This is a genomic window from Acinetobacter sp. LipI_15, assembly GCF_058242865.1.
In genome coordinates this window covers 2,562,915-2,581,732 of the sequence record NZ_JBZAYN010000001.1, presented here as the reverse complement: position 1 = coordinate 2,581,732, position 18,818 = coordinate 2,562,915, and the positions used below count along the sequence as shown (strand labels likewise).

Sequence of the window (18,818 nt, the reverse complement as noted above, 5' to 3'; positions counted from 1 at the left end):
GACTCCGCGAAATGAATGGAGTTCTCCCCACTTTGAAAAAAAAGGGGGGTCAGAGGGGGATTCTAGAGATTTGAATTACAGGTTTTATATCAATGAAAATTAGCGAAAATTGGTTACGCACGTGGGTGAATCCAGCCATTGATAGCGATACTTTATCTGACCAATTGACCATGTTAGGTCTAGAAGTAGATGAACTTGCACCAGCAGCAAAAGCATTTACTGGTGTTGTTGTTGGTGAGGTTTTGACTGTAGAACAGCATCCTGATGCTGACCGTTTACGTGTAACGACAGTAAATATTGGTACAGCTGAACCTTTACAAATTGTATGTGGTGCACCAAATGTTCGTGCAGGCATGAAAGCACCGGTTGCAACGATTGGTGCAGTACTTCCGGGTGATTTCAAAATCAAAAAAGGCAAACTTCGTGGTATTGAATCACAAGGTATGCTGTGCGGTGCGTCAGAAATCGATCTTGAAGACAAAATCGATGGTCTATTAGAGCTTCCTGCTGATGCGCCTGTTGGTGTAAATATCCGTGAATATTTAGATCTTGATGACAATGTCATTGATATCAGTATTACACCAAACCGTGGAGACTGTTTCAGCATTCGGGGTATTGCACGTGAAATTGGAGTGATCAATCAACTTCCTGTAACTGCCCCTGAAATTAAAGAAGTTGCTGCAACAATTACTGATGAGAAGAAAGTTGTTGTTGAAACTGATGGTTGCCCACGTTACTTAGGTCGTGTCATCAAAAACGTCAATACCAAAGCACCAACTCCTGAATGGATGGAACGTGCATTAGCACGTTCAGGTATCCGTCAACACAGTATTTTGGTCGATATTACCAACTATGTATTGATGGAACTCGGTCAGCCTTTACATGCATTTGATGGTGGTAAAGTTGATGGTGCGGTTCGTGTACGCCAAGCGACAGCTGCAGAAAAACTGACCTTGTTAAATGAACAAGAAGTTGAGCTTTCTGAAAACGTGATGGTGATTGCGGATGATCAAAAAGCACTAGCCATTGCGGGTATTATGGGTGGCTTGTCTTCTGCAGTCTCTGACAATACCACTGAGATTTTCTTAGAATCAGCTTTCTTTGATCAACTGTATGTTGCGGGTCGTGCACGTAGCTTTGGCTTACATACCGATGCATCTCAACGTTATGAACGTGGTGTAGATTTTGAGTTGCCGATGACTGCAATGCATCGTGCATCTCAGTTAATTGCTGAGCTTGCAGGTGGTGAATTTGGTCCAATTACCGTTGCAGAAAAAGCAGAATTATTGCCAAAACGTGAAGCGATTGAATTGAATCAAGCACAAGTTGATCAATTACTTGGTTATAGTGTTGAAAGTGCATTTATTACGGATGCTTTAACTCGGTTAGGTTGTAATGTGACCGTTAAAGCCGAAGGTGAGTGGACTGTAGTGCCACCATCACATCGTTTTGACATGACAATTTACCAAGACTTGATTGAAGAAGTGGCGCGTATTCACGGTTATGACAATATTCAAATCAGCTTACCTGTGATTGATGTGAAATTAGCCAAATACCAAGATCAATTTGAATTGGTACAACTTCGTCAAACAGCGGTCGCTTTGGGTTATCAAGAAGCGATCAGCTTTAGCTTTGCTGATGCAAAACTTGAAAAGCAATTGAATCCACAAGGTCAGCCATTGGCACTTGCAAACCCAATTTCTAGCGATCTTGCGGTCATGCGTTCGACTTTGTTATCAAGCTTGATTCCTTGCGTTCAGTACAACGTAAATCGTCAACAAAGTCGTGTACGTTTTTATGAGTTAGGTTTACGTTTTGATTATCAAGGTGCAAGCAGCATCCATGATCTTAAACAAATTCCAACGTTTGCTTTAATTGCAACGGGTTCACGTACCACTGAATCTTGGCATGGTAAAGCACAAGCAATGGATTTCTTTGACTTCAAAGGTGATGTTGAAGAAATTTTAAATTCAGCACGTTTAAATGTTGAGTATATACGTTCAGAACGTGCTTGGTTGCATCCAGGTCAATCTGCTGAAATTTTGGTTGATGGTCAGTCTATTGGTTACTTCGGTCGTTTACATCCATCTTTAGAAGATGAGTTAGATTTAGCGACAACTTGGGTTGCTGAGTTTGATCAATCGGCTGTTTTGCAAACTTATGTATCTAATTTTACAGAATTATCACGTTTTCCGTCGGTTCGACGTGATATTGCGCTTTTAATTAGTGATAAGATTAATGTTAGTGAAATTCAGCAACTTATCGAAAAAACGGGCGGCGAGCTTTTAGACGCAGTTTGGTTGTTCGATGTGTACACTGGTCAAGGCGTCGAGGAAGGTAAGCGTTCTCTAGCGTTTGCAATTCAATGGCAACATCCAACACGTACACTTGAAGATGCTGAAATTAAATCCGGTATGGATAACATACTTCAGGTGTTGGAAAACACTTACCATGCGACATTGAGGGCTTCATGACAGCATTAACAAAAGCAGAAATGGCTGATCATTTAAGTGAGCTCACGAGTTTAAACCGTCGTGAAGCAAAACAAATGGTCGAGTTATTCTTCGATGAGATTAGCCAAGCGCTAATCTCTGGGGAACAAGTTAAACTCTCTGGTTTCGGTAACTTCGAGTTGCGTGACAAACGTCAACGCCCAGGCCGTAACCCGAAAACGGGTGAAGAAATTCCGATTTCTGCCCGTCGTGTAGTTACCTTCCGTGCGGGACAAAAATTCCGTCAACGCGTAGGAACAGAGCAGATCGATTGATCTGCTTTTTTTTGCCTAAAATTATGGGATGATTAACCCAAGTCGATAGCGCATGGTTTTATGATGAGTTCATTATTTTTATGTTGCAACGATATCAGATAAGCGTTACAGATAGGTGTTATAAAACTCTGCTTAAGGATTATGTCTGAGATTGTTTAACGTTATAAAATCTAGCACTCTCTTTAAGAAACACAGAAAGAAAAAATAAATTTTGTGAGCAATGCGAGTAAATATCTAGGCTTCGTTATTCTGTGATTTGATATTTTTAACAATAGTATAGGCAATAAAAAAGAGAGCCAAAGGGCTCTCTTTTTGTACTGAATAATCGTATAGATTATTGAGCAGCAACTTCAGAAGCAGCAGCAGTAGCTTCAGAAGCAGCAACAGTAGCTTCAGAAGCAGCAACAGTAGCTTCAGAAGCAGCAGCTTCAGCTTCTACTACAGCAGCGTCAGATGCAGCAACTACTTCAGAAGCAGCAGCTTCAGATGCAGCAGCAGGAGCAGCTTCTTCAGTTTTTTTAGCACAACCAACGAAAGCTAAAGTAGTAGCAACTGCAGCAGCAATAGCGATTTTTTTGAATAACATGGCATCACTCTCTAAATTTGAGATTAAAAAATAACCTGCGTTAGTCTGTTATGTGCTTTTATTATGCCTAATTTTTATTAGGTATGAACAATGCAGAGCAGCCTAACTGGTCTGCGAGTATGCTATCACTGCACCTTTTTAAATGCTACTGGGAAGTTTGAAAAATCAGTCAAAAAAGCATGAAATTCGTGGAGTTTTTAACAGAAAATAACAATCAAAAAAAAGATTTATATTGGAGAAATGCTAAATAACACCCTAAAAATACTAGGGTTTTCTCTCATAATATTTTCAAAATCATCAACTTGAAAATAAGTTTACATGATTGCAATTCGATTGTTTCATTGTGTAAATAAAGTCAACCAAACAAAAAGGCCATCGTTATAGATGGCCTTCTTTTTAAAGAATCAAACTTAGTTTGATGCTTTGCGTTTCATTTGATCAAAGAAATCATCATTGGTTTTGGTTTCTTTCATGCGATCAAGCAAGAATTCCATTGCCGCAAGTTCATCTTGAGTATGAAGGAGTTTACGTAAGATCCACACTTTACGTAGATTGTCTTCAGACATTAGGCGTTCTTCACGACGAGTACCAGATTTCTTGATGTTCATCGCAGGGAACACACGTTTTTCTGCAATGCGACGGTCAAGCGTAATCTCTTGGTTACCTGTACCTTTGAATTCTTCGTAAATCACTTCATCCATTTTACTGCCAGTTTCGATTAAAGCAGTTGAAATAATAGTCAGTGAACCGCCTTCTTCGATATTACGTGCAGCACCGAAGAAACGTTTTGGACGTTCTAAGGCATGAGCATCCACACCACCTGTTAATACTTTACCTGATGATGGGATCACAGTGTTGTAAGCACGTGCAAGACGGGTAATTGAGTCAAGTAGAATCACAACATCTTTCTTGTGTTCAACCAGACGTTTTGCCTTTTCAATCACCATTTCAGCGACTTGAACGTGGCGCGCTGGAGATTCATCAAATGTTGATGCAACGACTTCGCCGCGAACAGTACGTTCCATTTCAGTCACTTCTTCAGGACGTTCGTCAATAAGAAGGACGATCAAGAAACATTCAGGGTTGTTACGAACAATCGATTGCGCAATGTTTTGCAGCAACATTGTTTTACCCGCTTTTGGCGGTGCAACAATAATTGAACGTTGGCCTTTACCAATCGGAGCAACCAAGTCAACTACACGAGCAGTTAAATCCTCAGTCGTACCATTACCTAATTCCATAACCAATTGTTCAGTCGGGAATAAAGGCGTTAAGTTTTCGAAAAGGATCTTGTTGCGTGAGTTTTCAGGTGTGTCGTAGTTAATTTGATTAACTTTTAATAATGCAAAATAACGTTCGCCTTCTTTTGGTGGGCGAATCGTACCAGTAATTGTGTCACCTGTGCGTAAGTTAAAGCGACGGATTTGTGATGGACTCACATAGATATCGTCAGGGCCGGCTAGGTAAGAACCCGCTGCAGAGCGTAAGAAACCAAAGCCGTCCGACAGAATTTCTAGAACGCCATCACCAAAAATCTCTTCGCCGTTCATCGCATGGCGCTTTAAGATGGCAAAAATAATGTCTTGCTTACGGTTACGAGCCATTCCTTCGAGGCCCATAAACTCGGCAATCTTGATGAGTTCGCCAATCGGTTTTTTCTTGAGTTCGGTTAAGTTCATAGGTGATCAGATAGAATCTAAAATTCTGAGGTACAGTTGGAAAAGGGAGCAACAATTTGCCGCAATCACGCAATAAACGATAGCAATTGATTTGCACAAAACAATTCAGAGATCTGATTCGTTATTTGAAGAGATATGTGAAAAACAATTCTGTTGCCGAGCGGCATTTTATGTGTTGTGTGTTGTAAGAAAATGACAGGATTTGAGATCCTTTATTTCTTGACTAAGCAATATAAGAGAGAATCAAGGATTTGTCAATTTATCGACAAAAAAAAATACGCTGCATCAGACAGCGTATTTTTATGCTTTATCTTAGAGAAAATATTAGATATTTTCTTCAATGAAAGCTGTTAATTTTGATTTTGGCGCAGCACCCACTTGAGTCGCAACAACTTCACCATTTTTGAACATCAATAAAGCCGGAATGTTACGGATGTTGTAGTTCACGGCTGTTTGTTCGCAAGAAGTTACATCCACTTTTACGATTTTTACTTTGCCTTCAAATTCTGTAGAAAGTACTTCAAGTACAGGCGCGATAGCTTTACAAGGAGCACACCATCCAGCCCAGAAGTCTACAAGAACAGGAGTATCTGACTCTAATACGTCAGTTTGGAAGTTTGCATCAGTCGTGTTTACGATATTGCCAGACATGGATTTTGCTCCGGAATTAATTTTTAAGTTGACTCTATACTTATAAGTATTACATAGCCAACTATAACAATGTAGGGGGTTATGTAAATTTTCAACCTGAATGGTGAGTTTGTCTAATGGATGATCACGATGCCGATGATCGTGTATTGCTATGGCGTGATACGCGAAAAATTATGAAGATCCGATGTTGAATCGCACAAATGGCTTTTAAATTGCATGTATGTGAATTAATCTAAGTGCAATTCTGAACAGGTCTTTTCAAATAATGTCTGATTTTTTAATTGATGAAGAATTACTTGCTGCCATCGATATGGGGTCGAACAGCTTCCACTTAGCCATTGCACGTGTCGATCATGGGGAAGTTAAAAAAGTTGCATCAATGTCAGAAAAAGTTCAACTTGCAGCTGGTCTCGATGAAAATAAGAATTTAACAGAGGCAGCTCAGCAACGTGGTTTGGCATGTTTAGCACGATTTGTTGGGCGTTTGAGTCCTGTTCAAGCCAATCGTTTACGTATTGTGGCCACCAATGCTTTGCGACAAGCCAAGAATGGTCATGAATTTATTCAAAAAGCCGCTGAAATCTTACCAAAACCAATTGAAATTATTGCTGGACGTGAAGAAGCACGTCTGATTTATTTAGGTGTTTCTCACACGATGGCCAATAGTGGTCGTCGATTGGTAATTGATATTGGTGGTGGTTCAACTGAACTGATTATCGGTGAGGAATTTGAGCCGATTCACACTGAATCTGTTCAGATGGGCTGTGTAGCATTTACTAAAGCATTCTTTCTGGATGGTGAAATTAGCCTGAAAAGCTTTGATCGTGCTGTGAATGCAGCGCGTAAAGAAATTGCAGGTATTGCCAATACCTACAAGGCAGCAGGTTGGGATACCGTTGTGGGTTCAAGCGGTACTATTAAGGCTTGTCGTCAGATTTGTGTCAACATGGGTTGGAGCAATGACCAAGAAGAATTGACCCGCGACGGCTTATTTAAACTCAAAGATAAATTACTCAAATACAAACATGTCAGTGAAATGGAGTTCGAAGGTCTAAAAGAAGATCGTCGAGCAGTTTTGCCAGCAGGGATTGCCATTTTGTATGCAGTGTTTGATGTATTGGGTATTGATAAATTGGTTTACTCCGATGGTGCATTACGTGAAGGTGTGATGTATGACCTTTTGGGGCGCTTCCAACATGAAGATATTCGTGATCGTTCTGTGCATGCATTAATGGGTCGCTATAATGCAGATACTAAACAAGCTGAACGCGTGGTGAATACGGCACAGCAACTGTTTAATGGTGTCGCTACTGCTTTGAACTTAACCAGTGATGACAGTGATTTACTGCGCCGCGCAGCTTATTTACATGAGATTGGTTTGGCGATTAGTCATAGTGGCTATCATCGTCATGGTGCATATTTGTTACAGCATTCAGACATTCCAGGTTTTTCACAAATTGATCAAAACCATTTGTCACATTTGGTTGCACACCATCGCCGTAAGTTACGTGGTGATGCACGTGTCGATGTGATGAAAGTCGGTGGTAACAAACTTGTGTACTTATGTCTATTGCTTCGTTTAGCAGTTTTACTGAATCATAGTCGTAGCGATGAGATGCTTCCTGCCATTGAATTGAGCGTGGACAATGCGCAACAATGGCAACTAAGTGTTTCTGGTGATGCCAAACAGTGGCCTTTGTTGGTTGCGGACTTGCATGATGAGCAGCTGCAATTTAAACATTGGGATATTGAATTGAATATTCAGTCGGAACAATTTATCAATTAACAGATAGTTAAGTTAGGGATAATGATCGACCTATGAAAAATAAAGCAGCTCAATCTAAAGCCTGGACTACGGTTCAGATCGCACGTCATCCTGAACGTCCGCAGTTTTTGGATTATGTTGGCGAAATTTTTACAGAGTTCGATGCTTTGCATGGTGATCGCCTCTTTGGTGATGATGGTGCGATGATAGGCGGTTTGGCTCGTCTAGATGGTCAACCAGTCATGATCGTAGGTCAGCACCGTGGTCGCAGTACCCGTGAAAAATTACAGCACAACTTCGGTATGAGTAATCCTGAAGGCTACCGTAAAGCGCAGCGCTTAATGGATATGGCGGAACGTTTTAATCTACCGGTGTTTACTTTTATTGATACTATGGGCGCATACCCAGGTGTAGGTGCAGAAGAGCGTGGTCAAGCAGAAGCGATTGCGACCAGTTTGGCACAACTTTCATCTTTAAAAGTACCTGTTGTTGCAACGGTATTGGGTGAAGGTGGTTCAGGTGGTGCATTGGGTATTGGTGTGGCTGACCGTGTAATCATGCTATCTCATAGTATTTATTCTGTGATTTCACCTGAAGGCTGTGCCTCTATTTTGTGGAAAACTGCTGAAAAAGCAGAACAAGCAAGTGAAGCATTAGCGTTAACTGCCGACAAATTGCAAAAAATCGGTATTGTGGAATATGTGGTGGACGAAGCTGAAGGCGCGCATTTAAACCCTGAAAAAGTCATGCAGGATTTAAAAGTCGTGTTGAAGCAGGCTCTGGAAGAATTGCAACCAATGGATGCAAACGAACGATGCGAAGCGCGTTATCAGCGTTTAATGAAGTTTGGCAGCGACAATTTAGGGCTGACTGCTTAAGTCAAATTCAGGCACTGCCTGAACACAGCACGTTTTTAATAGGATGTAGTGGTGGCATGGATTCCATGTTGCTACTGCATCTTATGTCGTTTTTATGCCCCGATAAAATTAGGGCAGTCTATATTGATCATCAACTTCAAGATGTGAGTTCAGCATGGGGCGGCTTTGTTCAGAAGCAATGCCAACTGCTGAATATTCCATGCATTATTCAAAAGGTTCAGGTTGAAGATGGTAATCTTGAAAATCAAGCCAGAGCTGCACGCTATCAAGCTTTTCAGCAGCATTTGAATCCTCAAGATATTTTAGTCTTGGCACATCATCAGCAAGATCAAGCCGAAACATTAATGTTGCGCCTGCTTTCTGGTGCTGGCGTGCAGGGTCTATCTGCCATGAAAAAGCTTGATAGACGTGATGATTTAACCATTTGGCGGCCATTATTAGATCTGTCTCATGAGCAAATTTGCCAATGGGCAGGGCAGCTTGATGTGCAAAATATTCAAGACAGCACTAACTTTGACACCGAATATGACCGTGCATGGAGTCGTGAAATATTGTGGCCAGTACTCAGTTCTCGTTTTCCTAAAATGCAACAGGCACTGAGCCGTACCAGTTATTTGATGCAAGATGCAGATGAAATTTTGCAGCAAGTCTTAAATGATGATTTAAAACAATGTGGTTCGGTAGAACTTTTAAATCTAGATACTTTACAGCAACTCACAGCGCCAAGACAACGTCAGCTTTTATCGAGTTGGATGAAAGGCCGAAGTCAGTATCGCCCGAGTTTTGATATGGTACAGCGACTGATGACGGAAGTGATTGCTTCACGAAAAGATTCGCAGGCAGCATTACACTGGAATGGTTTTTACTATGTACGTTTTCAGCAGCAACTTCATCGTGTGGCCAAAGCGGATTATCTTCAAACTGACCCCATTCAAGAGGTTGAGGTTATAACTTGTGTTGCAGGTCAGTCCCTCAAGTTGCCTACAGGCCATTTTGTGATTCAACCCTCAGAGCTTGGCTTATCACCTGAATTATTGGGGCAGCAACTGCAGATTCGCCCACGCCTTGGCGGCGAAAAAATTCATTTATATGGTCGTGTCGGAAGTTGGCCACTGAAAAAAGCCATACAGCAGGCGCAAATTTTTCCGTGGCAGCGTCATACTATTCAAATATTAAGCCGAGATAATGTTATGCTAGGTGTCTTTACGCCTCAGGGCTTTTGGTTAGCGCAGTCTGAATTTTGTACTCAAGCTGGCTGGCAACCAACATTATCTCTTAACGCTAAATCTGCAATATCGGATCTTCAATCATGAGCGCAATTTTAAATTGTAATATCAGTTTCATTGGTGGCGGCAACATGGCACAGGCATTAATTGGTGGCCTGATTGCGCGTGGTGTCCCGACAACACGTATTACAGTTTCAGATCCGGTAGAAAAAGTACGTGCACTTTTGGCTGAAAAAGATTTGCATGTAACAGATAACAATCTTGCTGCGATTCGTGATGCTGACATCGTTTTGTTTGCTGTAAAGCCTCAAGTGTTGGCGAGTGTTTTAGCGCCATTAAAAGGTCTACTCGCAGGTAAGTTGGTGATTTCAATTGTTGCTGGTGCGGAAATTGCAACAATTTCAAAATTATTAGGCACGGAGCGTATTGTTCGTGTCATGCCAAATACACCGGCTTTAGTTCAAACCGGTGCGCATGGTTTATATGCAGGTGAAGCGGTTTCGGCTGAAGATCGTGATCTTGCAAGTCAAGTTTTGGCTTCAACGGGTTTAACACTTTGGGTAAACTCAGAAGCGCAAATTGATGCGGTAACAGCAGTTTCTGGCTCAGGTCCTGCATACTTTTTCTATATGATGGAAAGTATGATCCGTGCAGGTAAAAACATGGGCTTGGATGAAAAAGTGGCTACAGCACTAACCTTGCAAACTGCATTAGGTGCCGCACAAATGGCAATTACCAGTGCTAACAGTCCTGCGGAGTTACGTAAAAATGTAACCTCTCCAAACGGTACAACACAAGCCGCGATTGAAGTATTTGATCGTGCTCAAATTTCACAAAATATTCAGGCCGCTTTAGCCGCAGCGCAAAAGCGTAGCCAAGAGTTGGCACAAGAGTTAAGCGAAAGCACCAAATAATTCGATTTGATTTAGGAAAGTTCAAGTATGGGCTCTGCTCAAATTTTTGGAATCATTATTAACGTTGCAATTTTGCTCGTATTTTTCCGTTTTTTAATGCAGCTTGCTGCCGTGAGTCCATATAACCCTGTGGTTTTGGCAACAGCAAAAGCAACAAAAATTGTCGATATCTTTAGCCGAATTTTCCCAACTTTGGCCAAAGGTCGAGTGAATACCGCAGCATTGGTGTTGGTGGTGATTCTGTATTTGTTAAAAATGTTTGGTTTGATGTATTTGTCTGGCGTGGCAGTGAATAGTCCATTCCATCTGATCATTATGACCTTTGTGACCATGATTCAGGATTTAATCCGTTTCTGTCGTTACTTAATTTTTGCATCGATTATTTTGAGTTGGGTCGTGATGTTTAGTCAGTCACGTTCGCCTTATATTGAAGTGGTTCAAGAATTGGCAGAACCGCTACTTGCACCATTCCGTCGTATTCTTCCAAATATGGGGATGATTGACTTGTCGCCAATTTTTGCGATTTTGGCATTGTTGGTTGCGGAAACCATTATGAAGCAAGTCGCAATTGCATTATTGACTGGTCTTTAATCTGAGCTAAGACGAGTTGAATAAAAAAGGACGCCGAGGCGTCCTTTTTTGTGGATTTAAATTGAGGTCTAAAACAAGAAATTTCTTATTTAGTAGCAATATCTCACCTCCATCCAACCTTCCTCCTAGAGGGAGAAAGGCGTGAATGAACGTGAATGAATTAGTGTGCTTCGTCCCAGTTATTACCTTGACCGACTTCCACAATCAGTGGAACGGAAATTTTCAACACAGACTGCATGACTTCAGCCAGTTGGGCAGAGAGTTCATCGGCAATTGCAGCATCAACTTCAAATACCAATTCATCGTGTACTTGCAGTAACATTTTGGCTTGATCTTTTGGTAAGATTTTATCGACTGCAATCATAGCCAATTTAATAATATCTGCCGCAGAACCTTGTAGTGGTGCATTGATCGCTGCACGTTCAGCGCCTTGTTTCACCATTTTGTTGCTCGCCATAATGTCTGGTGTATACAGACGACGACCTAAAATGGTTTCCACAAAACCTTGTTCACGTGCAACTTGGCGAGTACGTTCCATATATTCCAAAACACCAGGGTAGCGTTGGAAGTATTTACCAATATAGTTACGCGACTCTTCACGAGTGAAACCCAACTGACGAATCAAACCGAATTCTGACATGCCATAGAGCAGACCGAAGTTCACCGCTTTGGCTTGACGACGTTGGTTGCTAGTCACTTCGTCGAGTGGAATACCCAAAACTTCTGCCGCAGTCCGTTTATGTACGTCTTGTCCATGATTGAAGGCATCGACCAAGGCATGATCTTGCGAGAAGTGCGCCATTAAACGTAATTCGATTTGCGAGTAATCGGCTGCCAGTAAAATGCGACCTTCAGGTGCAATAAAGGCTTTACGGATTTGACGTCCAATATCTTCACGGACAGGAATGTTTTGTAAGTTGGGATCTGTGGATGATAAACGACCTGTAGCTGTTAACGCTTGGTGATAACTGGTATGCACACGATGTGTGTCATTATTCACTTGCTTTAACAGACCATCGGTATAGGTGCTTTTGAGTTTAGAGAGACCACGATATTCCAAAATTAAGTCGGTAATCGGGTGGTCGATTTTTTCTAAGACACTTTCACTGGTACTGTACTGACCTGTAGAGGTCTTCTTACCGCCTTTTAAACCTAATTTATCAAACAGAATCTCACCAACTTGTTTTGGTGAGCTGACATTGAAGCTTTGACCCGCAAGATCGGTAATTTCTGTTTCTAAATTTTGAATGGTATTGGCAAATTCCACACCGAGTTGGTCGAGGAAGTTCATATCCAATTCAATGCCGTTTTCTTCCATAGAGGTTAGAACACGAGCAACAGGCATTTCAATATTGTGCAAAATATTGATCAGCTCCGGGTGAGCTTGTAACTTCTTATCGAGTACTTCATATAGACGATAGGTCACATGGGCATCTTCTGCGGCATAATGGGCTGCCGTTTCAAGCTCAATTTGGTTAAAGGTTTTTTGTTTTGCACCTTTGCCCGCCACTTGTTCGAACGTCGTTGTGAGATGACTTAAATACAAACGTGCGACGTCATCCATCCCATGACGTGTAGCCACAGAGTTAAGGACATAAGAGGCCAACATGGTATCGAAATACCAACCTGCCAAATGAATGCCATGATTTTCTAAGACATGTGCATCATATTTGAGATGATGACCAATTTTTTGTACGTCATTATTTTCAAGTAAAGGTTTGAGTTGATTCAGGATCGTGTCGCGATCAAGTTGTTGCGGCGCACCTTCATAATCATGCGCAAGCGGCACGTAATAGGCATCCTGTGCATCTAAAGCTACTGAGAAACCCACAATCTGTGCCACGCGGTAATCGAGGCTAGTGGTTTCAGTATCAAAGGCAAAACGCTTTTCAGTGCTTAGACGTTTAAATAACACATCCCAATCTTCTTGAGTCAATACCGTGTGATAACGTGCTTCACCAAGTAAGTCATCAACACTGGTTTTGTCCGCTTGATCTTCCACTTCAGGTGCATTGGCTACAGTCGCCGTGGTGTTAATGGCTTTGGCTGCTTGTTTGTAGGTTGCGCCATTGGGGTTGTTCGGATGATCTAAAGACTGCAGTTGGTTACGGAATTCTAGTTCCGTATATAAATCACGCAGTGCTGGAATATTTGGATCGGCAAGTTTCAAATCTTCGTATTTAAGACCCATGTCGAGGTCACAAACAATACTCGCCAGTTGGTGATCAAGAGCAATCCCTTCGATATTGTCTTTAATGTTTTGACCGACTTTACCTTTAATACTGTCGACATTTTCTAAAATGCCGCCAATCGAGCCGTACTCGGTTAAAAGTTTCGCTGCCGTTTTTGCGCCAACACCGGGTACACCACGGATACCATCAGAGGCATCGCCCATCAGCGTGAGGTAGTCAATGATTTGATTCGGCCACACCCCAAATTTTTCAAAAACACCTTGAACGTCCATCGGTTTGTCTTTGAAGCTGTCTTCTAAAGTGACACGCTCAGTAACGAGCTGTGCCATGTCCTTGTCACCGGTGGAAATTAAAACTTGATGACCGGCTGCTTCAGCGCGTTTGGCTAAAGTTCCGATAATGTCATCGGCTTCAGCACCCGGCAACATATGCAGCGGAATCCCTAGAGCACGAATTAATGCATGAAGATATGGAATTTGTTGTGATAATTCTTCAGGCATGCTTGGACGGTCACCTTTATAAATCGGGGACAATTCATGACGGAAGGTTGGTTCAGGTGTATCGAAAATAACGGCCATGTGCGTTGGTTGGATGCGACGCATTAATTTTTGGATGGCAGAAATGGCACCTCGGATTGCATTGGTATGCAAACCGGTTGAAGTGGTTAATGGTGGCAGTGCATGGTAAGCACGAAATAAAAAGTATGAGCCATCGACCAAGACAAATGGTGGCATTGATAATTTCCTAATCCTAAAAACGGTTTTATTGTACGTGATTTTTTGCCCGTACGCTGAGTCTAGATTGTATATGTAACTTACCGAATCACTGATGAATAGTTTTAATCCATCCGTCAGGCTCATGTATCATCAAAACATTCAGGAAAATGACGAAGCAGGTATGCTGAAACAGAATAATGAACTCAAGATGATTTGGTTGATGACGCTGATCTTGGTAGGGATCGGGGCTTGGTATTTAGATGTCCGAATCCTGAGTTATATCAGTGGCATCGGTTTTATGCTCAGTGTGATGAATTATGTCGATGATTTACAGCACGGCGCTGATGCACTGAGCTCATCAAAACAACCATTTCAAGTGACATCAAAGGTTCCGTTATATATTGCATCGTTATTAACGGTCGTTGGACTGTTAACAGAATTAGGATATTTGGTTGCGATCGGGATTGGCCTGTGGGTTTATTTTTTTCTGCGCTGGCTGAAACGATTAGAACGTCAGCTGCATCTATTGCAAGGACGTGCGCTTCACTCGCAATCGATTCATGCAGCTACTTCAATATCAGCGTCGACAATAGATCGTCCTGAAAATTTTGATTCTGACGATACACCATCTGTACATCCCGCGACTGCAATTGGTACAGCTAGACATCAGGCAACATTCAATTCAACGCCTTCTAATACATCATCCAAGTCTGCACCAAATCTATCTAGTCAAATTCAGCAATGGCTTTTCCAAGGTAATCCCGTGTTAAAAGTGGCGGTACTGGTCTTGGTGATTGGCGTGGTGTTATTACTTAGATTTGCCACAGAGCATTGGCAACTTAGCTTGGCCATGAAACTGCTGATCGTGAGTTTGATCAGTGCTGGTGTTGTCGGACTGGGTTTTTGGCTGCAAACCAAAAATCGAAGTTTTGCCTTAGCGCTAGAAGGTCTAGGTCTTGCAGCGCTGTTTTTGACTTTATTTTTTGCCTATTACAATGTGGTGATTGCGGGCTTTGGCATGGCCTGTGTACTGTATGCAGCGCTTATGGCATTGACGATTTGGCTCAGTTTGAAACAGCAGTCGGTAGAACTGGCAATTATGGCAATGCTGATCGCCTATCTTGCTCCATTTACCTTGCCTGTTCGTGATGCAACTGCAACGGAATTTATTGCCTATTATCTTGTAATTAATCTGGCTGTTGCGGTCATGAGTACTTTAAGACCGTGGAAATATCTGAATCAAATCGCATTTTTGATGACGGTGATCATGGGTGGTGGATATGCTTTTTACCACGGATACAGCACCGAACGTCAGATGATGAGCGTGCTGGTTTTAGCCCACGCTGCGATTTTTATCTGGCTGGGTTTTCGTTTTAGCCAGTTATTGGCGAAACAGGATCTTGCGCATTTTCAGCTTAAACCTGCCTTGGATATTGCACTGATATTTGCCGCACCAGTGCTTGCTTATCTGGCATTGTATTTGATGTATTTTGAGGAAACGGTATGGCAGGCGGGGTATAGCTTGCTATTCGCAGCGCTTTTTGCCGTACTGTATAGCATCAGTAAACGCAGTGCGGTGATTCCACTGATTGCACAAAGTTATTTGAGTTTGACCTTAATTTTCTTGGCATTGATTCCACCGATAGTATTGAAAGAGCAGTGGAGTGTGGTTGGTTGGGCAGTTGAAGGTGCGTTGATATTTATATATGCCTTATACAAGCAGTCCAATATCAGCCGTTATTTAGGCATGGCGCTCTTGGTGATGGCGGGTTGTTCAAGTCTGTATTATTTGGTTCAACTGCCACATTTCCCTGCACAGATGTATTGGGGCGTGTGTTTGAGCTATTTGGCGGCCATTATCGTGACGCACGCTGTTCCTGCATTTCATAAACAGCTTTCAAGTTCGAGTATTGCCTTTCAATGTGTGCAAATGCTCTCAGCAACTACTATGTTCACCATGTTGCTCTTAGATTGGCTGCAGAGTAGTCATCAATTGGCCTTGAGTTTATTGATTGTCAGTGTGGCCTATCTGTTGGTGAATGAAGGCTTGTTAAAACGAAAAGCTTCGTGGAGTTGGTCCATCATTAAGTGGACCGGTCTAGTGCCTGTTTATGTGATGGGGCTGTACCAAGTTATTTCAGTGAGTGAGAACGGTCAGTTAATTTGGCATTCAACGATGGAGCAGATTTATTTTGCATTCGCTGGGCTGAGCTTGACGCTGCTTTGGATACGACCATTACTCGGTGTGCGTGAAGAAAAAGAATGGGTCAGTCTCGGAATTTTGAGTAGCTTGGCGTGGACCAGTCTGACGCTGATACCCAGTATGCCGTATATCAGTGTGGTAATTTTGCCGCTGATATTTTGTGCATGGTGTTATTGGCAAGCGCAGCAACCGGTCTGGAAAATGTTTTGGCAAGCGCGTAGCAGTTTGTTTTTGGCTCTAAGTTGGATCATCAGTTCGCAATTATTTAGTCAGCAGGCCTTTGTGGGATATATCTTGCCGATACTGAATCCTTTTGATGCAGTGAGTTTGCTGTTGTTAGCGGCTTTTTTATGGATGTTGAATCAACAGTTAAAAGCTGGTTTAGATCGTAGCTTGGCTGCCGTGTTGAGTGTCCTTGGGCTACTTTGGTTAAGTAGCTATGTCGTGCTTCGTGCCTTACATAGGTATCTGGATACGCCTTATAACAGTTTAGACATTTGGAGCGATGCGACCGTTCAACTGAGTTTTACTGTGCTGTGGGTGTTATTGGCTTTGGTGAGTATGCGCTTTGCCACTCAGCGCCAATTACGTTCAGTTTGGCTGCTCGGCGGCAGTATTTTGGTCTTGGTCACTTTGAAATTGGTCTTGCTGGATTTATCTCATGTCGGCACCCTCATGCGAGTGATTTCGTTTATGGCCGCAGGTTTTGCCATGCTTTTGATTGCCTATATTGCCCCTATGCCGAATGACAAGGTTGAACCATGATGAAATTCTTAAAGGTACGAGATCACTAAGCTGTACAGGTCGATGACTATAATAGTAGATGATAAAAAAGCCCTACATATTTGATGACATACAGGGCTTTTCATATCAAGTCGATAGACCATTATTTGAGTTGAGGCTCTCGTTGAATCTCTTGTGCATTGGCATATTGATCGACGTCGGCATCGCTTGCTTGTGTAGAAAGCGGGTGGTCAACAAAACCCATTTTAGGTACAGGAATTTCAATTTTATTTTCGACAAAGGCATTACGAATCCGTTCCTGCATTTCATCACGGACTTTCAGGAAATTTTCTCTTTGACACCAAATGGCAAAAAGCAATTCAATGGAAGATTCACGAAAGGCAGTGACGGTCACGGCAGGTTTAGGATCGGCCAAGACCAATGGATATTTACTAACGGCATCTAATAAAACTTCACGGACTTTGATGATGTCTTCATGAAAGTTAATTGCAAGGGTAATTGGAATTCGCCGTATTGGAAACTTAGACAGGTTATGTACAGGTGCCCGAATCAGTTGTTCATTCGGCAAACGGACATAGACATTGTCCTGCGTGAGTAATTTGACCGACAGTAAATCAATCGAGATTACTTCACCTTCAATGGTATGCCCGCGAATCAGTGTCAATTGAATGGTATCACCAACCTCAAAAGACCCTTCACCGATCAAGAACATCCCGCTGATCAGGTTGGATGCGGACGTTTGCGAGGCAAAACCCAGTGCGACCGTTAAAATACCCGCTGCACCCAAGAAGACGCTGAGTTTAAAGCCGGCTTCTTTTAAACTTGCCATTACAAAGATTAAAAAGATGAAATAGAAAATCCCGCGACGCCAAACCAACTGCTGATGGGCATTGAAACGCATACCCACAGTACGAATAAAGGTATTCGATATAAAACGGGCAATCAGAAAGCCGATGACTGCCAATAAAACAGCCACCAATAATTCTGTCAGCCGATCGGTATTGAGATTGGCGACCATTCCTTTTAGGCTGCTGGTGATTTCTGTCGAAATATTTAAATCTGCCATGGCTCGCCCTTAGAAAAATGAATCGAACATATTGAACAGCACATTGGCTGACTCGCGTGGCGGATGTAGATAAACAACGTCACCCGCTTGTGGTGGTGTACGGTTTTCAATTTTGACCCGCGGCGGTTTGTCATGACCTTCATGCACGACCCGAATTTGTGAAGTCCATAAACGTCCTGTACTTTCACTATAAAATAATGGCAAAGCCGGTACAGGGACATTCATACGGTCAAAGCGAATCTGTTGATTACTCACGTTATGAAACTCAATAGGGGTTACTGCACGAAAAGCACGAGGTTTGAGTTGTTTAAGTTCTGTACGACCATCCACTGCTGTGGCATAGCAAATTTCACCCATTCGATGGTTCGGACCAAACCAGGTATCTTTTGGTAGAATCACAGGTATATCAAACAAAGGTTCTCTAAGACCTTCGACAAAACCAGCAATCCAAAGCGGTGTGCTGATATATAGCGTTCCGCGCTGTCCGGCTGGAATATAAATTGGATCGACCGGTTTAATCACCACAGACCGATCTGCCAAACGTGGCATGATTTGAATTTTGTCATGCGTCTGGCGGAACATATAACGTTCCATTTTAATGGGTTGTGGAAAACCAAATTCGGGGTCTTGTATCGGATGCCATTGCTGCTCATAGTCAAACTGAAAGGTCGGGCGATGATATTCCATACGCCACTCTTGCATGCCGCGCGTCACACGAAACAATAAAGACCCAAACTGCCAACTGCGCGGGTGATTCAGTTCAAATTGATATTCCCCCCACCATTTACGTTTTGGGGATTCCTTTTCAGTCAAATCATTTTCTAATGGCAATGCGTATAT

General features: G+C 42.3%; 14 protein-coding genes. 8 read left to right on the top strand and 6 right to left on the bottom strand.

Going from position 1 to position 18,818, the window contains the following annotated elements; translation table 11 throughout:
* Positions 1-92 precede the first annotated feature (92 nt).
* Positions 93-2,474 carry a phenylalanine--tRNA ligase subunit beta gene (gene pheT, locus AC4CU0_RS12195; protein WP_490743222.1) on the top strand — a complete coding sequence of 794 codons (2,382 nt, stop codon included), beginning with the start codon at positions 93-95 and terminating at the stop codon, positions 2,472-2,474.
* Entirely contained in the window at positions 2,471-2,767 is a 297-nt protein-coding gene (locus tag AC4CU0_RS12190; RefSeq protein ID WP_067763456.1) for an integration host factor subunit alpha, read from the top strand. Before pheT ends, AC4CU0_RS12190 begins: the two co-directional genes overlap by 4 nt.
* Before the next feature lie 334 nt (positions 2,768-3,101).
* On the opposite strand, the gene AC4CU0_RS12185 is transcribed toward AC4CU0_RS12190, so the two are convergent.
* The 3 genes from AC4CU0_RS12185 to trxA form a co-directional block, all read right to left on the bottom strand.
* On the bottom strand, positions 3,102-3,353 hold the full coding sequence (locus AC4CU0_RS12185) for a hypothetical protein (protein WP_067763454.1): 252 nt from the start codon (positions 3,351-3,353) through the stop codon (positions 3,102-3,104).
* 410 nt (positions 3,354-3,763) lie between these two features.
* Complete coding sequence (gene rho / locus AC4CU0_RS12180; RefSeq protein WP_067731074.1) at positions 3,764-5,032, bottom strand: transcription termination factor Rho; 1,269 nt, start codon at positions 5,030-5,032, stop codon at positions 3,764-3,766.
* A gap of 324 nt (positions 5,033-5,356) precedes the next feature.
* A complete protein-coding gene (gene trxA / locus AC4CU0_RS12175; protein ID WP_067763452.1) occupies positions 5,357-5,683 on the bottom strand; it encodes a thioredoxin in 327 nt (108 codons plus the stop codon).
* Positions 5,684-5,948: 265 nt separating this feature from the next.
* Between trxA and ppx the strand changes: the two genes are divergently transcribed.
* Genes ppx through AC4CU0_RS12150 form a run of 5 tightly spaced genes read left to right on the top strand, consistent with a single transcriptional unit; the run spans position 5,949 to position 11,057 of the window.
* Positions 5,949-7,469: an exopolyphosphatase gene (gene ppx, locus AC4CU0_RS12170; protein ID WP_490743221.1), complete on the top strand. Its 1,521-nt coding sequence runs from the start codon at positions 5,949-5,951 to the stop codon at positions 7,467-7,469.
* 32 nt (positions 7,470-7,501) lie between these two features.
* The gene (locus AC4CU0_RS12165) at positions 7,502-8,326 is read left to right on the top strand and encodes an acetyl-CoA carboxylase carboxyltransferase subunit alpha (protein WP_067763448.1); all 825 of its coding nucleotides are present in this window, start codon (positions 7,502-7,504) and stop codon (positions 8,324-8,326) included.
* Entirely contained in the window at positions 8,263-9,639 is a 1,377-nt protein-coding gene (gene tilS, locus AC4CU0_RS12160; protein ID WP_490743220.1) for a tRNA lysidine(34) synthetase TilS, read from the top strand. The genes AC4CU0_RS12165 and tilS overlap by 64 nt, the downstream gene beginning before the upstream one ends.
* Positions 9,636-10,466 carry a pyrroline-5-carboxylate reductase gene (proC, locus tag AC4CU0_RS12155; protein WP_490743219.1) on the top strand — a complete coding sequence of 277 codons (831 nt, stop codon included), beginning with the start codon at positions 9,636-9,638 and terminating at the stop codon, positions 10,464-10,466. Before tilS ends, proC begins: the two co-directional genes overlap by 4 nt.
* A 27-nt stretch (positions 10,467-10,493) precedes the next feature.
* Positions 10,494-11,057 (top strand): YggT family protein, encoded by a 564-nt coding sequence (locus tag AC4CU0_RS12150; RefSeq protein WP_078189567.1) that lies wholly within the window; start codon positions 10,494-10,496, stop codon positions 11,055-11,057.
* A 160-nt stretch (positions 11,058-11,217) separates the two neighbouring features.
* Here the strand turns inward: AC4CU0_RS12150 and polA are convergent, their stop codons facing one another.
* Positions 11,218-13,983, bottom strand: a complete 2,766-nt coding sequence (gene polA / locus AC4CU0_RS12145) for a DNA polymerase I (RefSeq protein ID WP_180163140.1) — start codon at positions 13,981-13,983, stop codon at positions 11,218-11,220.
* A 163-nt stretch (positions 13,984-14,146) separates the two neighbouring features.
* Here polA and AC4CU0_RS12140 point away from each other — a divergent pair, with 163 nt between their 5' ends.
* Positions 14,147-16,933: a DUF2339 domain-containing protein gene (locus tag AC4CU0_RS12140; protein ID WP_490747089.1), complete on the top strand. Its 2,787-nt coding sequence runs from the start codon at positions 14,147-14,149 to the stop codon at positions 16,931-16,933.
* 121 nt (positions 16,934-17,054) lie between these two features.
* On the opposite strand, the gene AC4CU0_RS12135 is transcribed toward AC4CU0_RS12140, so the two are convergent.
* Positions 17,055-17,978 (bottom strand): mechanosensitive ion channel family protein, encoded by a 924-nt coding sequence (locus AC4CU0_RS12135; RefSeq protein ID WP_180024385.1) that lies wholly within the window; start codon positions 17,976-17,978, stop codon positions 17,055-17,057.
* Between the two features lie 9 nt (positions 17,979-17,987).
* Complete coding sequence (locus tag AC4CU0_RS12130; RefSeq protein ID WP_111884712.1) at positions 17,988-18,809, bottom strand: DUF432 domain-containing protein; 822 nt, start codon at positions 18,807-18,809, stop codon at positions 17,988-17,990.
* Positions 18,810-18,818 lie beyond the last annotated feature (9 nt).

Coding starts and splice junctions, on each gene's coding strand:
- pheT (WP_490743222.1), top strand. CDS start 93: ATGAAAATTAGCGAAAATTGGTTACGCACGTGGGTGAATCCAGCCATT.
- AC4CU0_RS12190 (WP_067763456.1), top strand. CDS start 2,471: ATGACAGCATTAACAAAAGCAGAAATGGCTGATCATTTAAGTGAGCTC.
- AC4CU0_RS12185 (WP_067763454.1), bottom strand. CDS start 3,353: ATGTTATTCAAAAAAATCGCTATTGCTGCTGCAGTTGCTACTACTTTA.
- rho (WP_067731074.1), bottom strand. CDS start 5,032: ATGAACTTAACCGAACTCAAGAAAAAACCGATTGGCGAACTCATCAAG.
- trxA (WP_067763452.1), bottom strand. CDS start 5,683: ATGTCTGGCAATATCGTAAACACGACTGATGCAAACTTCCAAACTGAC.
- ppx (WP_490743221.1), top strand. CDS start 5,949: ATGTCTGATTTTTTAATTGATGAAGAATTACTTGCTGCCATCGATATG.
- AC4CU0_RS12165 (WP_067763448.1), top strand. CDS start 7,502: ATGAAAAATAAAGCAGCTCAATCTAAAGCCTGGACTACGGTTCAGATC.
- tilS (WP_490743220.1), top strand. CDS start 8,263: ATGCGAAGCGCGTTATCAGCGTTTAATGAAGTTTGGCAGCGACAATTT.
- proC (WP_490743219.1), top strand. CDS start 9,636: ATGAGCGCAATTTTAAATTGTAATATCAGTTTCATTGGTGGCGGCAAC.
- AC4CU0_RS12150 (WP_078189567.1), top strand. CDS start 10,494: ATGGGCTCTGCTCAAATTTTTGGAATCATTATTAACGTTGCAATTTTG.
- polA (WP_180163140.1), bottom strand. CDS start 13,983: ATGCCACCATTTGTCTTGGTCGATGGCTCATACTTTTTATTTCGTGCT.
- AC4CU0_RS12140 (WP_490747089.1), top strand. CDS start 14,147: ATGCTGAAACAGAATAATGAACTCAAGATGATTTGGTTGATGACGCTG.
- AC4CU0_RS12135 (WP_180024385.1), bottom strand. CDS start 17,978: ATGGCAGATTTAAATATTTCGACAGAAATCACCAGCAGCCTAAAAGGA.